At 72.0% G+C, this 16,465-nt stretch carries 6 protein-coding genes and 1 pseudogene; all 7 read right to left on the bottom strand.

What is annotated here, in order from left to right:
* Positions 1–17: 17 nt before the first annotated feature.
* On the bottom strand, positions 18–8,240 hold the full coding sequence (locus ACN9M0_RS34900) for an amino acid adenylation domain-containing protein (protein ID WP_426404870.1): 8,223 nt from the start codon (positions 8,238–8,240) through the stop codon (positions 18–20).
* Between the two features lie 585 nt (positions 8,241–8,825).
* Entirely contained in the window at positions 8,826–9,284 is a 459-nt protein-coding gene (locus ACN9M0_RS34895) for a DUF5990 family protein (protein ID WP_366041981.1), read from the bottom strand.
* Between the two features lie 42 nt (positions 9,285–9,326).
* Positions 9,327–9,665 (bottom strand): annotated as a pseudogene (locus tag ACN9M0_RS34890) (alkaline phosphatase); the annotation flags it as partial.
* Between the two features lie 36 nt (positions 9,666–9,701).
* Complete coding sequence (locus ACN9M0_RS34885) at positions 9,702–10,403, bottom strand: HAD family hydrolase (protein WP_366041976.1); 702 nt, start codon at positions 10,401–10,403, stop codon at positions 9,702–9,704.
* Between the two features lie 43 nt (positions 10,404–10,446).
* Complete coding sequence (locus ACN9M0_RS34880; RefSeq protein ID WP_426404869.1) at positions 10,447–13,506, bottom strand: alpha-mannosidase; 3,060 nt, start codon at positions 13,504–13,506, stop codon at positions 10,447–10,449.
* A gap of 78 nt (positions 13,507–13,584) precedes the next feature.
* Positions 13,585–15,522 (bottom strand): glycoside hydrolase family 5 protein, encoded by a 1,938-nt coding sequence (locus ACN9M0_RS34875; protein WP_426404868.1) that lies wholly within the window; start codon positions 15,520–15,522, stop codon positions 13,585–13,587.
* A 95-nt stretch (positions 15,523–15,617) separates the two neighbouring features.
* Positions 15,618–16,463 (bottom strand): carbohydrate ABC transporter permease, encoded by an 846-nt coding sequence (locus ACN9M0_RS34870; protein ID WP_366041979.1) that lies wholly within the window; start codon positions 16,461–16,463, stop codon positions 15,618–15,620.
* Positions 16,464–16,465 lie beyond the last annotated feature (2 nt).

Here is a 16,465-nt window from a genome sequence, read left to right as displayed (position 1 = left end):
TTGTCCTCGGGTCGGGCTCATGCCTTGTCCTCGGCGTCGTCGTGGGCGGTGACCGGCTTGTCCTCGGCGTCGTCGTGAGCGGTAACCGGCTTGTCCTCGGCGTCGTCGTGAGCGAGGACCGGCTTGTCCTCGGCTTCGTCGTGGGCAGGGGCCGGCTTGTCGAACTCCACGTCGAACGTGGACAGTCGGCCGTCCTGGGGCGCCAGGATCCTGACCTGTCGTCCTTGCTCGGCGGCCAGGTCGAAGAGGTCCTCCGGATGGACCCCGGTCTCGTCGTCCAGGTCCCACAGCAGCCGCTCCAGGTCCCAGGCGGTGGCCGTGCCGTCGGTCTCCTCCAGTGCGCGCACCGCGGCCGTGGTCCGCAGCAGCCTGCGGTTGGGGATGCCGGTCACGCGCAGGCCCTCGGCGCTGCCGATCAGCTGGTTCCGCACGCCATCGACGCCGTTGTCGAGCGCGTCCCAGGAGAGCCGGCGCCCGGGCGTGCCGGGCGTCGCCCGGTCGCCGATCAGCAGGGTCACGTCGTAACGGAAGAGCGAGAGCTCGTTGTCCGCCCGGCCCCGCTTCAGCTCGACGCGGACCTCGCCGACGCCGTCGAGATCGGCGGCCAGCTGGTGGAAGAAGGCCGGGGACAGACACAGCTCCCGTTCCTCCTGGAGCCGGCGGGAGATCGCGGACCGGATCTCCTCGACCGTCTGGAGCGGTCCGGCCCTGTGCAGCGTCACGGCCGTCTGGAACTCGGGCAGCATCTCGACCGAGCGGACGTCGCCGACGAAGACCGCGCCTCCCGGCCGTACGGCGCGCGCCGCGTCGGTGAGCACGGTGCGGAGGTAGTCGGTCCCGGGGAAGTACTGCGCCACCGAGTTGATCACCACGGTGTCCAGGCTTCCCGGTGCCAGGCGTGCCAGGTACTCGGGACCGGACTGCTCCAGGTGTACGTGTTCGGGGAGCGGTCGTCCCAGGGAGGCGGCCGCGGCCGTGAGCGCGGCGGGCGAGACGTCCACGCCGTGGTACTCCCCCACCCGGTCGGCCAGGTTGCGGAGCACGAGTCCGACGCCGACGCCGATGTCGGCGACCGCTGTCGGACGCAGTGCGCGGATCCGGTCGACCGTGTGCCCCAGCCACTCCCGCATCTCGGGGACGGGGATGGGGTCGCCGGTGTAGCTGCTGAGCCAGCCGGCGAACTCGGCGCCGTCCTCCGGGACCTCGTCCGAGGCGGTGTAGGCGCTCTCCCAGACCTCGCCCCAGCGCCGGACGTGCGCGTCCTGCACCGAGGCGTCGGACAGGGAGTCGGCGGGCGACACGTAGGCCACGAGTTCCGTGCCGTGGGCTCCTTCGATCGCGGTGACGGCGACCGCGTCGAGCTGGGCGTGGCGCGAGAGGACGCTCTCCACCTCGTCGGGCTCGACCCGGTGGCCCAGGATCTTCACCTGGCGGTCGATGCGGCCCAGGAACTCCAGGCCGCCGTCGGCGCGCCGGCGTACTCGGTCACCGGTCCGGTAGTACCGGCCGGCGCCGTCCGCGCCGGTGACGAACCGCTCCGCGGTCAGCTCCGGCCGTCCGATGTACCCCGCCGCGACGCCGTCGCCGCCGATCCACAGTTCGCCGGAGACGCCGACGGGGAGCGGCCGGCCGCGGCCGTCGACCACGAGGACCTCGGTGTTGGCGATCGGCCGGCCGATGGGAATGGTGTCGGCCGTCGCGTCCCGTCGCGCGTCGAGAGCGTGCACCGTCGACCAGATGGTCGTCTCGGTGGGGCCGTACATGTTGTGGATCCGTACGTCGGGCAGGGCCTGGAGCAGGCGCTGCGCGAGGCCCGAGGGGAAGGCCTCGCCGCCGACGAGGAGGGCGCGCAGGCCTCGCAGGGAGTCCAGGGCGGCGGGTTCCGCGGCCACGGCGGTGAAGAGCGAGGGGGTGCCCTGTACGAGGGTGACCCGGTGCCGTTCGCAGAGTTCGGCGAAGGAGTGGGCGCCCTCGGCGACCTCGGTGGCGTGGGCGTCGCGGAGGCGGTCGACCCAGGTGAGGCTGTCGAGGACTGCCTCCGCTTCGACGCCGAAGTCGATCAGGCAGGCGATCTCGTCGACTCCGGCGGCGGCCAGCGCCCGGACGAGTTCGGCGCAGGTGTCGGGGGAACCGAAGAGGCCGGAGGTCTCGAAGTACCGGTTGATCGCCATGTCGATCACGGCGTCGATCTGCTCCTCGGCACCCATCTCCGGGAGGTCCTGTCCGGTGGAGGCGAAGAGGGTGCGCCACAGCTCGGTGGAGCTGCGGAGGTAGTCGCGGAAGGGCTCCCGCGCCTGCTGCCTGGCCTGCTCCGTGTCGTCCGACATGAAGGTGTGGACCATGACGGTGACCTGTCCGGGGCCCTCGTGCCCGGCGGCCTCCCTGGCCTGCCGGTACGCCTTGATCTTCTCCGCCAGGTCGTCGGGGCTCTGCCCGAAGAGGTGGGTGAGCAGGTTCGCTCCGGAGGCGCCGGCCTTCTCGAAGGTCTGTACGGTGCCGACCGAGGTGAGCCAGATCGGCGGCTCGTCCTGGACGGGCTGGGGGAAGATCCGTACGTCGACGGTCTCGCCGCTGCCGCCGACGCGCTGCACGGGCTCACCGCGCCACAGCTTGCGGAACTCCTCCAGCTGTTCGGTCATCCGCTCCTTGCGCACGGGGAAGTTCTCCGGGCGCAGCACGAAGTCGTTGGAGTTCCAGCCCGCGGCGAAGGCGAGGCCGACCCGGCCGTCCGAGAGGTTGTCGACGAGCGACCACTCCTCGGCGATGCGCACCGCGTCGTGCAGCGGGGAGACCACGCTGCCGCAGCGCAGGGCTATCCGGTCGGTGATGGTGGCCAGCGCGGCCGACATCACGGAGGGGTTGGGGTAGAGCCCGCCGAACGCGTGGAAGTGCCGCTCGGGCGTCCATACGGCCTCGAATCCGTGGGTGTCGGCGTAGCGGGCCGCGTCGAGGACGAGCTGGTAGCCCTCGCGATGGGACACGCCCGCGGAGGCGGCGAAGAAGAAGAGGCTGAACCCGAGGGCCCGCTCCCTCGACTCCGACCGCGGTACGAGATTGCCGATGACGCGCTCGCCCGCGACGACGACCTTGGCGCCGTGGGTGAGGGGCCACAGCAGTTCGAGGACCGAGATGTCGAAGGAGACGCTGGTGACGGCGAGCACGACGTCCTCGCCGTCGCAGCCCACGCGCTCGTCCATGCCGGCGAAGAAGTTGACGGCGTTGCGGTGCCGGAGGGCGGTGCCCTTGGGCTTGCCGGTCGAGCCCGAGGTGTAGATCACGTACGCCGTGTCGTCGCCGGAGACCCCGGCCTCCGGCGGTGCCGCGGGCGACCGCTCGATGGTCCTCGCGTCCGCGACGACGTCCACCACATGCGGTGCGGTGATCCCGTCGGGTGTGCCGGGTCCCTTGACCAGGCAGCCGATGCCGGCGTCGGCGGCGATGTCCGCGAGCCGGCCGCTGGGGAACGACGGGTCCATCGGTACGTACGCGGCGCCGCTCTTGAGCACTGCGAGGAGGGCGACGACCAGGTCGGTCCCGCGCCGCAGGCTCACGCCGACGAGGTCTCCGCGTCCGACGCCCTGGCCGCGCAGGTGGTGCGCGAGGCGGTTCGCCCGCGCGTCGAGGTCCGCGTAGCTCAGCTCGTCGAAGCGGTGCGCGACCGCGATCGCGTCCGGGCGGCTCAGCGCCTGCCGCTCGAACTGTCCGTGCACGGTGTCCGAGGGGTCGTACGCGACGGCCGTGTCGTTCCACGCGACCAGCTGGGCGTGCTCGGCCGGGGCCATGAGGTCGACGGAGGTGAGCCGCTCCTCGGGCTGCCGGGCCACGGCCGTCAGGGCACGCTCGTAGTAGCCGGCGAGGCGCGCGCAGAACTCCTCGGGCAGGACGGCGAGGTCGCAGTCGAGCCACAGCTGGAGCCGGCCCTCCTCGGGGTCGATCAGGAAGTTGGCGGCCAGCGGGTAGTTGGTCTCCGCGACGCCCGCCGTGACGGTCATGAGAGCGTCCGCCGACCGGTGCCGGTCACGGTGGAAGTCCATGAAGTTGACGTAGCTGTCGAGACGGAGGCCCTCGCCCACGTCGTGCTGCATCTGCGCGAAGGGGTAGCGGCGGTGGGCCGCCGAGCCGCGCTCGTGGTCGAAGACCCGTCGCGCGGTGTCCAGGAGGGTGTCGGAGGACAGGTCCAGGCGCAGCGGGAGCGTGTTCAGGAAGACGCCGATCGTCTCGTCGCCGCCCTCCTCCTCCAGGCGGGCGTTGGCCACGACGCCGGTGAGGACTTCGTCGTCCCCGCCGACCAGGCGCAGGACGGCGAGGTGCGCGGTGGTCAGCAGCGATTTCAGCGGAAGTCCTTCGCGACCGGCGAGGGCGCGCAGCGCGGCGGCCACGTCGCCGTCGAGCGGCACGTCGTACCGGTGGTTCGCGGCCGGCCGGGGGCCGTCGGGGCGCTCCTGTCCGGTGGAACCTTGGGGCACGAGCCGGGTGGGCTCGGCGCCTCGCAGCAGTCCGGTCCAGTAGTCGCGCGCCCGCTCGTCCGCCAGGGCACGGCGCTCCGCGGCCACGAAGTCCCGGTAGGCCGAGCGGACCGGCGTCAGGCCCAGTTCCCGGCCGGTGAGGCGCGCCCGGTAGTGGTCGACGACCTCTTCGAGCATGCGCATGTCGCTCCACCCGTCGAGGACGACGTGGTGCTCGATCACGGACAGCTCGAACGCGTCCGGGCCGCAGGGGTGCGTCACGAACTTCAGCAGCGGCGCGACCTCGGGGTCGAATCGGGTGAACTTGGCCTCCTCGACCCAGTCCGCCACGGCCCGCGACCGGGCCTCTTCGTCCAGGCCGGCGAGGTCCCGGCCGGTCTCCAGCGGGATCTCGACCCGGCTGTGCACGAGCTGCAGGGGCTCGGAGAAGCGGGCCAGTTCGAAGGAGCAGCGCAGGGAGGGGTGGCGGGCGGCGGTGTCGTCGATCGCGGCCCGCAGGGCGTCGGGATCGAGGCGGGTCGCGACACGGACGCTGGTCACGACGCGGTACACCGAGGAGTCCTCGGCGTAGGCCGCGTGGTAGAGCATGCCCGCCTGCATGGCGCTGAGCGGGTAGGCGTCGTCGAGCCCGTCCGGCAGGAGCAGCCGGTCCTGCGCGGACAGCAGCCCGAACGGCGCGCGGTCGGCGGCGCTCTCCCGCCGCTCCAGCGGCCTGACGATGCGGGCGAGTTCGCGGATCGACGGCCCCTGGAACAGGTCGGAGACCTCGAAGGTGTGGCCGGCTCGCTCGACCTCCGCCCGGACCCGGATGGCGTGCATGGAGTCGCCGCCGAGGACGAAGAACGAGTCGTCCACGCCGATCTCGTCGGTCTCCAGGACGGTGCGCCACGCCTGGTGGAGCAGCCTCTCCTCGACGGTCTCCGGCGGCGTCACGGTCCGTACGGTCCGCGTCTCCGGCATCGGCAGGGCCTTGCGGTCCAGCTTGCCGTTGGACAGCAGGGGCAGGGCGTCGAGGGTGACGAAGTGTGCGGGGGCCATGTAGGCGGGCAGGCGCTCCCGCAGCCAGTCGAGGAGCTGTGCCGGTTCCGGGGCGTCGCCGTCGGGCACGACATGGGCGATGAGGCGGCGCTGCCCGTCGTCGCCGAGCGGTGCCGTCACGACCGCCTGCTCGACGGCCGGGTGGCCGAGCAGCACGGACTCGATCTCGCCGGGCTCGATGCGGAAGCCGTGCACCTTCACCTGGTGGTCGAGCCGGCCGCGGTAGAGGACGACGCCGTCCTCGCGGAGCACGGCCAGGTCTCCGGTGCGGTAGAGCCTGCCGGGGCCGAAGGGGTTGTCGATGAAGCTCGCCGCGGTGAGTTCCGGGCGGTTGAGGTATCCGGTGGCGACCTGGACGCCGCCGATGTGCAGCTCGCCGGCGATGCCGTGCGGCAGCGGGCGTCCTTCGCGGTCCAGCACGTACAGGCTGGTGTTGGCGACCGCCCGGCCGATGGGCACGGGCCGGTGGGCGTCCTCGGGCGTACAACGCCAGTGGGTGACGTCGATGGACGCCTCGGTCGGACCGTAGAGGTTGTGGAGTTCGGGGCCCGTGCCGTGGTGCGCGAAGAAGCGGCCCACGGTCTCGGAGCGGAGGGCCTCGCCGCTGCAGACGACCCGGCGCAGGGCCGGCAGGTCGCGGCTCGTGGGCTCCGCGAGGAAGAGGTCGAGCATCGAGGGGACGAAGTGGACCGTGGTGACCCGGTGCCTGCGGATGACGTCCGCGAGGGCGCGCGGGTCGCGCTGGGCGCCGGGGGCCGCGAGATGGAGCACGGCGCCGGTGAGCAGCGGCCAGAAGAACTCCCACACCGAGACGTCGAAGGTGAAGGGCGTCTTCTGCAGGACGCGGTCGTCCGCTCCGAGGCCGTACTCCTCCTGCATCCACAGGAGCCGGTTGACCACGCCTCGGTGCGGTACGGCGACGCCCTTGGGCCGGCCGGTCGACCCCGAGGTGTAGATGACGTACGCGGTGTCCTGGGGGCCGGCCGTGTCCTGGAGCGGACCGGACTCGGGCAGTGTGGGGAGCAGTTCGTCCACGGCGACGGCCTCGGCACCGGTGCCGGCGAGCCGCTCGGCGAGATCCGATCGCGTCAGGACGATCCGCGCTCCGGAGTCCTCGATCTGGAACGCCAGGCGTGAGGTGGGGAGTTCGGGGTCCAGGGGCAGGTAGGCCGCTCCGGACATGAGCACGGCGAGCAGCTCCACCACCAGGTCGAGCGAGCGCTCGTCGTGGACACCCACCACCTGGCCCGCGGCCACCCCGTCGGCGCGGAGCCGGGCGGCGAGGGCGCGGGCCCTGCCGACGAGCTCGCGGTAGGTCAGCGTGCCGTCCTCGGTCTCGGCGGCGACGGCGTCGGGGGTGCGTCCGGCCTGCTCCTCGATCAGTTCGTGGAGGGGCCGGCTGAGGTCGAATTCGCGCGCGTGGGCGTCGGCTTCGGCCTCTACCAGGGAACGTTCGGGGGCGGTCAGTACCTCGATCTCGCCCAGGGACAGCTGCTCGTCGGCTCGGACGAGGGTGTCCAGGAAGGCGGCGAACCGGTCGCGGTGGGCGGCCACGGTCGCGGCGTCGTGCAGCTCGGGGGCGGGGTCGAACGACAGCAGGAGGTCCGCGCCGTCGGCACCTCCGAAGAACTCGATCGAGAGGTCGCGCACGGGCCCCGAGGACACCTGGCGGACCGTTCCGTCGAGGCCGCCGAAGCGTAACCTCCCGTCGAACGAGACCACGTTCACGACCACGCCCGAGGGTTCTCCGGCGCCGCCGGTCCGCCTGAGCTCCCGCTGCAGGGCCTCGCCGCGGAACCGCTGGTGCGCCAGCACCTCGCTCGTGGCCTCGGAGACGTGCCGGACGAGTTCGCGGAACGGCATGTCGGGGCGTACGGACAGGCGTAACGGCAGCACGTTGGCGAGCATGCCCGGTGTCGTCAGCGCGGTACGCGTGGTCCGGGCCCGCACCGGCAGACCGATGGCGATCTCGTCCTGCTGGGTGATCCGGTGGAGGTAGGCCGCCGTCGCCGCAAGCACGACGACCGCCCATGGCGTCCCGTACCGGGCGGCCATCTCGTCGATCCGTGCGATCCGCACCGGGGACTGGAACCGCTCGGCGGGACGGGACGTTCCGGCCCCGCCGTCACTCAGGCTGATGCGGTCGGGCCATTCGGCCACGCGGCTGAGCCAGTGGGCGCGGTCGCTCTCATGGGCCGGGGACGCCTGGTACGCGGCTTCTTCGTCGAGCAGGTCGCTCAGCGTGGCCGCGTTCTTCTCGCGGACCGGCGTCCCCTGGTCGAGGGCCGTGTAGATCTGCGCGAGCCTGCGCCAGTAGAGAACCTGGCCGTATCCGTCCAGCACGATGTGGTGGTAGCGGAGATGGAAGAGGAAGTGGTCCGGGGCCAGGCGGAGCAGGGTGTGGGTGAACAGCGGGTCCTTCGCGAGGTCGACCGGGGTGGTCAGGTCCGACCTCACCCACGCCTCCGCGGCGCGGAACGGATCGTTCTCGGCGCTGAAGTCCCTGACGTGCAGCGGGGCGTCGACATCGGTGGGCCACTGCCACGGGTGTCCGTTTTCATCAGCAACGAATCGGACGCGTAAGGCGTCGGTCTCACCGACGGCCCGCCGAACCGCTTCGGCCAGATGTCCCTCGTCCAGCCGGCCCCGGATCTCGACGTATCCCGCGCAGTTGTGGCGGGCGCCGCCGGTGTCCAGCTGGTGGGCGATCCACACTTCGTGCTGCGCGGTGGACACACGTAAGCGCCCGGCAGAACTCTTCACGAGTCACTCCATCATTCGGTTCCAAGAAGGCGCACGACTCGAACCCGCCCCGGCACCCGACGACATGGGGCAGGGCAGGCGAGAAGGATGCGCACTGAGTGCTTGCAGCCTGTGGAGACGGTGGCGGCGCGGCCGCCCTCAGCGAGCCGCGAGGGCTCGGAACCAGCCGCTACATACGACGCCGAGCCGAGGACGCCGAAGCGAGCCAGCTGCGCGTGAACATAGACATCCCCCGTACGTGCCGACTGAACGGCACTCCCCGTTGACCCGGCGCCCAAGACGCCTGGCAGAACGTCACGCCCGGGGACCCGCCCTCTCGAACGGCCCCGCCACATGACTGGACCCCAGCCAGCCATAGTGCTCAAGCCATGTCAAGCCGTTGCAGTCGGGAAGAGTTGCCGGCCGCTCTCGGCGTTTACCCGACCCTCAAGGGGACTTGACCATTCCATCACCCAAGGGCGGCTCCGACGGGGAAGCCCTCCCCCTCGATGATCACCCCGTGAGCACGAGTTCCCACAGTGGGTGACCTTAAAGGTTGTGCCAAGCGGCGGTCGCGTCTCACACGTCGGGCTCCGCGCTCCACGAGACGCGCGGAGGCACGACCCCGGCGCACAGGGGGCGGCCGCACGCGTCGGTCAGGCCGAGGCGTCCCACCAGCAGTCCGCTCCGGGCGGCGGCCGCGAGCACCGGTTCGGGGACGGCGTCGAGCATCAGCTTGGCGCGCCGGAACATGGTGAAGGCCCCGGCGTCGTCGACGGTCCCCCATGACAGGTAGACGAACCGGTCTCCCGGCCGGCCCTGGACGTAGGGCCCCGTGATGTCGGCTCCGGCCGCCGTGGCGGCCCTGGTGCACTCCAGGGACCACGTGGCGGCCTCGGCGTCGCCGGGCTGCGGATCGAGCAGCTCGGCGGGCCGACCGCGGCGCTGGACCGCCACATGGACGTTCCGGTACGCCGTGCCGTCCCCGGACGGGCAGGTGCGGCCGGGCAGGTCGGTGGCGTCGATACGGATACGCATCCGGCCATTCTTCCGCTCGCCGCCCTCGCGGCGGGGCACGCCGACGCTGCCGGTGGCGTACCCCTTCTTCTGGGCGAGCTCCAGGAGGGTGGGCACGGCCTTGTCGCCGCCGGGCGCCGTGGAGATGCGGGCCGTTGACCGTCTTCACACCGGTGGCCCAGCCGCTGCCGCCGGCCGCGGAGTCGATGACGTGGTCGGGAGTGCCGTCCTCGTGCACGGCGTACGTGGTGTACGCACCGGTCAGCGGGAACCTGTCCATGTTCAGGCGTCCGTTGGCGCCGGCGGTGTGGTCGCGGGCGAGGGTGATCTCCGAGTCGCCCATGCCGTCGCCACGAGCAGGATGACGTTCTTCGCCTTGCCGCCCTTGATCGCCGCCTTCGCCTGCTGGGCGCGGTCCACCAGGCGGTGGCCAGCGCCTCACGGCTCCGCGACGAGTCGTCGGAGCAGGGCGAGGTCCACCTCCAGGAGAGTCCTGACGATCCTTCGGCGCGGGGCCGGGGGGATGACGGTGAGCGACGGTACGGCGAGGACCGCGCAGCCGGCCGCTTCCGCCGAGGCCACGCCGGTGGGTGTGTCCTCGACGGCGACGCAGGCCGCCGGGGTGACGCCGAGGGTGGTCATGGCCTCTCGGTACGGGTCGGAGAACGGCTTCGTGCGCGGGGTCTCGCCCTCGGCGATCGAGGTGGTGAACCAGTGCCGGCCGAAGGCGTCCAGGACGGTGTCCACGACGGGGCGCGGCGAAGCCGAGACCAGGGCGGCCGGGAGGCCCTCGGCCGCGAGGGCGGCGAGCAGGTCCACCGCACCCGGCAGAGGAACGACCTCGCGGCGTACGAGTTCCGTGAAGCGCCGTTCGAGGGACTCGCCGAGCGCGACATGGTCGGCACGGCCGGCGGCCCGCGCGGCCGGGCGGGAGGGACGGTCGGCCAGGTGGGCGGCACGGTCGGCGAGGTGGGCGGCGCTGTCGGCGATCGCCCGGCCGAGGACGAACGCGCGGTCCTCGTCCGTGAGGACGAGGCCGAGCCCGACCGCCTCCTCCTCGACCGCCCGAAGCCAGAGTCGCTCGGTGTCGACGAGTGTGCCGTCCATGTCGAGGAGGACGGCCTGGAGTTCGATGCTCACGGAGACTCCCGGGTGGGTCGATCGGGTCGGCCGGTCTTTCGGGTCACGCACTGCCCCTGCGTGCGACACGGAGGGTGCGGATCTCGAAGGGGCGCAGGGTGAGGCGCGGCCCCGTGCCGTCCGTCGCGTCCGGCCGGACGGGTACGGCTCCGGCCAGGGGGCGCTCCAGGAGGTCCGTCTCGGTGACGGCGCTCCACGGGAAGGCGAGGGTCAGCTCGGTCCTGGCGCGTCCGCCGTGTGCTTCGTAGAGGCGGACCACGACGTCACCGGACCGGTCGTCGGCGAGCTTGACCGCTTCGACGACGACCGCGTCGCTGTCCGTCGCGACCAGGGGTGGCACGGCCGCCGAGCCGGGCACGGCGCGCTCGGACAGGTTGAGGTGGTAGCCCTCGCGGACGGCGTCCGGGACGTCGGCGCCGATCACGAGCCCGTACCGCAGCCGGTGCCGGCCCTGGTCGGCGTCCGGGTCGGGGAAGCGGGGTGCGCGGAGCAGCGTGAGGCGGACGGTGGTGGTGGTGCCGCCGTCGGGGCGGACGTCGCGGGTGACGTCGTGGCCGTAGGTGGAGTCGTTGACGAGGGCCGCGCCCCAGTCGCTCTCGCCGACGTGCAGGAAGCGGTGGGCGCAGATCTCGAACTTGGCGGCGTCCCAGCTGGTGTTGGTGTGGGTGGGGCGCTTGACGTGGCCGAAGGGGATCTCGGCGGAGGAGTGGTCGGCGCGCAGGTCGAGCGGGAAGGCGGCCTTGAGGAGCTTCTCCCGCTCGTGCCAGTCGATCTCCGTGTCGATGTCGAGTCGCCGGGAACCCGCGCGCAGCGAGAGGAGCTGCTCGATACGGGAGTCGCCGAAGGTCCGGACGATCCGGACGCCGCCCGGCTCGGCGCGCACCGCGTCGGCCTCGGTGAGGTCGCGGACCGTGTTGCGGTAGAACTCGTCGATGTCCCATGCGTCGTACTCGTTGGGGAAGTCCTGGTGCAGCTGGAGAAGGTTGGCCGCGGCGCCCGGGACGACCGCCTCACGGCCGGTGGCCGGGTCGAGGGCCGAGGTGACCAGGCCGCGGGCGTCGATCCCGATCCGGACGAGGCCGTTGTCGAGGACGAAGCCGCCGCCGGACGGTGCGGGGGTGATGGTGGGGTGGGTGGGATCGGTGGTGCCGGTGGGCGTGCTCCGGACGGCCGCGCCGAGGGCGGGGACGTCGCCGCGCGCGTACGGGGAGGAGTTGAAGACGACGGTCCGGTCGCCGTCGCCGGCCAGGGCGCGCTGGGCCGAGGCGACGATCCCCTGCAGCTCGTCGAGGACCTCGGTGTACGTCCGCTCGGCCTCGCGGTGCACCCAGGCGATGGAGGATCCGGGCAGGATGTCGTGGAACTGGTGCAGCAGGACGGTCTTCCAGAGCCGGTCGAGCGCCTCGTACGGATAGGGGAAGCCTGCCCGCGCTGCCGCCGTGGCGGCCCAGAGTTCGGCCTCGCGCAGCAGGTGCTCGCTGCGCCGGTTGCCCTGCTTGGTGCGCAGCTGGCTGGTGAGGGTGCCGCGGTGGAACTCCAGGTAGAGCTCCCCCAGCCACACCGGGGCGTCGGGGTACTCGGCCTCGGCGCGGGCGAAGAAGTCCGCGGGCCGCTCGACGGCCACCCGGGGCGATCCTTCGAGGTCGCCCAGTCGCGCGGCCCGGGCCAGCATCTCGCGGGTGGGGCCGCCGCCGCCGTCTCCGTAGCCGAACGGGAGGAGCGAACTGTTCGCCGGGCCCTTGTCCTGGAAGTTGGCGACGGCGTGGGCGAGCTCGGCGCCGGTCAGTTCCGCGTTGTACGTGTCGACGGGCGGGAAGTGGCTGAAGATCCGGGTGCCGTCGATGCCCTCCCAGCGGAAGGTGTGGTGGGGGAACCTGTTGGTGGTGTTCCAGGAGATCTTCTGGGTGAGGAACCAGCGGATGCCGGCCAGCTTCATCAGCTGCGGCATGGCCGCGTTGTAGCCGAAGGTGTCGGGCAGCCACATCTCCTCGGTCTCGACGCCGAACTCGTCGAGGTAGAAGCGTTTGCCGTGGATCAGCTGCCGGGCGAGGGCCTCGCCGCCGGTGATGTTGGTGTCGGGTTCCACCCAGAGGCTGCCGGTCGGCAGGAACTGGCCGCTTCTCACCTTCTCCTGGACGCGGGCGTACACCTCGGGGCGCCGCTCCTTCAGCCAGGCCAGTTGCTGGGCCTGGGACATGGCGAAGAGGAACTCCGGGTGGTCGTCCATGAGGTGGGTGACGTTGGACAGGGTGCGGGCGACCTTGCGGACGGTCTCGCGCAGCGGCCAGAGCCAGGCGGTGTCGATGTGGGCGTGTCCGACGGCGGAGACGCGGTGGGCGCTCGGGACGGCGGGGGCGGAGAGCGCCGGCCGGAGGACCGCGCGGGCGGCGGACGCGCAGCCGGAGATGTCCTGGAGGTCGAGGGTGTCCAGGGCGCGGTCGATGGTGAGGAGGAGCTGCCAGCGGCGGGGGTCGGCCTCGGGGAGTCCGAGCATCAGCTCGCCGAGGACGTCGAGGTCCTGGGCGAGTTCCCAGACCTGGGTGTCGAAGACGGCGAGGTCCAGACGGAGCAGCCGGTAGAGGGGGTCGCCGGCGTCGCCGGTCCCGGTGGTCCACGGAGGCGGGTCGCCGAGCGGGGTCGGTCGGTGGCTGTCGCAGAGGGCGGGGTTGGCGGCGGCTTCGATGTAGTACGTGAACTCCTCGCCGCCCCGGGCGGGATCGGCGATCGGTATCCAGCCGTTGCGGGGGTTGAGGGCCTTGACGACGGTGCCGTCGGTGCGGTGCACCAGGCCCTCGGTGGAGAAGCCGGCGCCGGTGACGTCGAAGCCGAGGTCGACGACGGCTTCGACGCGCCGGCCGGCCCATTCCTCGGGGACCCTGCCGGTGATCCTGAACCAGCTGGTCGACCAGGGCGGCCCCCAGCGGTGACCGAGCTCGACCGGCCGGTACCGCGCGGCGAGGCCGTCGGCGACCGGCACCGGCTCGCCGGGCACGTTCCAGACGCCGGCCCGGAGCGGGACGGTCCTGGCGTGCACGGCGGGCCGGATCCGCTCGGTGAGCACCCGCTTCAGGCGCTGCTCGATGAGGCGCTGCTTGCTGTGCATGGTGTCTCCGGGCGGATGATCGGTCCTGGGCGGGGCCCAGGACCGGGCCGGTCCCGCACCTCTACGGTGCGGGGGTGATCAGACGAGCGGGCGGCAGAGCAGGGCGTCCGGGACGCCGTAGTGCAGCCACTTCCAGGTGAAGGCGACGCCCGCGAGGTACTCGCCGTCGGCGCACTGGCCCTTGTAGTAGCCGGGTGCCCAGTCGCTGGCGTTCGAGCCTCCGGTGGCGGGCCGGTTGTCGCCGTGGTCGAACCAGAGCACACGGTTGGTGGTGGGCAGGGCGGTGGCCGCGGGGGCGCACAGGAGGGCTGCCATGGCGTTCCCGTTCACGCTGTAGCCGACGGCGAAGGTGCGGTCGGGGCACTGGAGCTTGTTGTAGCCGCTCGCCCAGTCGCCTCCGGTGACGTACCGCTCGTCGGTGACGACGGTCCAGGCTCCGCTCGCCTTCGCCGGCTGGCCGGCGTCGGTGCACAGGCCGCGGCTGTCGCTCCGGCCGAGGCCGACGAGGCGCTGGGTGTCGGGGCAGTTGCCCTTCCGGTTGCCGGGTGACCAGTCCGGCTTCGCGAGCATGGTGGAGGAGACGTCCTGGTGGCCGTAGTCGAGGTCGAGCATGTTCCAGCGGGGGGAGGGAGCGATCCGGCCGGTGGTGCCCGGGGCGTTCACGAGCTTGTTCCAGTCGGTGGCGCGCCAGTCGCCCGGGTCCATGGCGCCGAGCCGGGTGCCGTCGGCGCTGTAGTTGACCATGGCCCAGTTGTCCTGCGGCTTGCCGGTGGCGTCGGTCCAGCCGACCAGCGGCCAGATGGCGAAGTCGCTGTCGTTGCGTACCAGGATGTCGGTGAAGTTGCCGAACCAGGCGCGTTCCCTGGAGTCGATGTCGCCGCGGCCGGCGGCGCCGAACTCGCTGATCCACACGGGTGCGGTGAAGTGCTGGCCGGACCGGGTGACGAACAGGGCCTCGTCGTCGACGGCCTGGGCGAGCTGTTCGGGGGTGAGCTCCTCGTAGCGCGGGTCGTGCGTCTCGCCGGTGCCCGTGGCGCCGGTGTGGTTCGGGCCGGTGTAGCCGTAGAAGTGGGCGGCGTAGACCAGCTTGTCGGAGCGGATCAGGGTGTTGGAGAGGGTGGCGACCGGGGTGAGCATCGGGCGGCCGTGGCTGGTCAGGTCGGTGGGGATGCCCTGCCAGTTGATGCCCTCCATGACGATCAGCAGGTCGGGGGCGGCCTGCAGGATCTCGTTCCCCGCCTCTTCGAACGCCTTGTTGAGGTCGTGGTCGTCGCCCCAGCCCCAGTTGGAGTCGTTCCAGGTGTCGCGGCGGACCTCGTTGCGCAGGTCGGCGCCGACGACGCGCTTGTTGTCCCGGTAGCGCTTGGCCAGGAAGACCCAGTCGTCGATCCACTGCCGGGTGGTCTGGCCGCTGTTCCAGCGCTCGTTGCCGTCCAGGCCGCAGCAGAAGCGGTAGCTGGTGGTGTGGTTGTTGAGGATGACGGCGAATCCGTCGGCGGTCAGGGCCGCGATCACGGCGTCGAGGACCTGGAGCGGGGTCTTGCCCTTGAGCTGCGGGTTGGCGGCGACCGCCGCGTCGGGGACGGGGGTCGTGTCGTGCACCAGCGCGTTGGCGAACGGCAGGCGGATGCTGTTGAGGCCGAGGGTGTGGAAGTCGGCGAGGATCCGGTCGATCGGCGTCCGGTCCAGGCCCAGGGGGATGTTGTGGGACATCTGGTCGGCCTGGTGGTTCGTGACGTCGTTGACGTCGCCGCTGCCCTCCCAGGTGCCCTGGGCGCCCGCCCAGTTCCCGGACTTGAGCTTGAAGCGGTCGCCGTCGGCGTCCACGACGTACCGGCCCCGGGTGGAGAGGGGGGCGGTCCAGGAGGCGGCGAGCTGTTCGCCCGTCAGGGGGGTGGGCGCGGACGCGGCGGCCGCCTGTGGGGCGGCGTCGGCTCCGGGGACGGTCACGGCGAGCAGTGCCGCGGTCGCGAGCAGCGCGGGCAGGCCGCGTGTCACGGATCGTACGAGTCTCATGTGTTTCCCTCCGGATGAGGTGGGGGTGAGGGCTCGGGCCGGTGCGGGCCCCGGACCGGTGGTCCGGGGAGTCTGGGGGCCGGTTGTCGTCCGCGTCAGCCCTTGAGGCCGCTGGTGGCGATGCCTTCGACGATGTAGCGCTGGGCGACGAGGAACATGACGACCAAGGGCGTGATGGTGACGACGGCGCCGGCGAAGAGTCCGGGCAGGTTGATGGTCTGCGAGGTGAGGAAGGTCGACAGGGCGATCTGGGCGGTCCAGGCGGACGGGTCCTGGCCGATGACCAGCGGCCACAGGAAGGAGTTCCAGCTGTCGATGAAGGACAGCGCGCCGAGCGAGGCCAGCATCGCCCCGGAGCTCGGTAGGGCGACCCGGCGGTACAGGCCGAGCCAGCCGAGGCCGTCGAGGCGTCCGGCGTCCTCGATCTCGCTCGGGAACTGCAGGTAGAAGTTGCGGAAGAGCAGCACCGCGAAGGGGTTGAAGAGCCCGGGCAGGATGATGCCCCACAGCGTGTTGACCCCGCCCATGGAGCCGACGACGACGAACGTCGGTACGAAGGTGACCGAGCCGGGGATCATCAGCGTGGCCACGACCAGGGCCAGCACCACACCGCGTCCCGGGACCGGGATCCTGGCGAGGGCGTATCCGGCGGCGGAGGCGAGGAGCGTGGACACGGGTGCGGTGACGGCCGCGATGAGCAGCGAGTTGCCGAGGGCCGGGCCCATGGAGACGGCGGGGTCGTCGAACAGGGCGGTGAAGTTCTCGAAGTGCATCGTCGAGGGCCACCACGTCCACTCCGGTGCCGTCAGGCTCCTGGAGTCCATGAGGGAGTTGCGGAGCATCAGGTAGAACGGCGCCAGGAAGGCCGCGGTCAGCAGGCCGACGAGGAGGCCGCGGGCGAGGAGGCGCGCGGCGCGGGCGAGTCCGGGCAGGGTGGTCATGC

Source organism: Streptomyces sp. R-07 (genome assembly GCF_049913175.1).
In the GTDB taxonomy this organism is placed as follows: domain Bacteria; phylum Actinomycetota; class Actinomycetes; order Streptomycetales; family Streptomycetaceae; genus Streptomyces.
The sequence above is the reverse complement of the archived record's forward strand: the minus strand, read 5'-3'. Positions and strand labels throughout refer to the sequence as shown.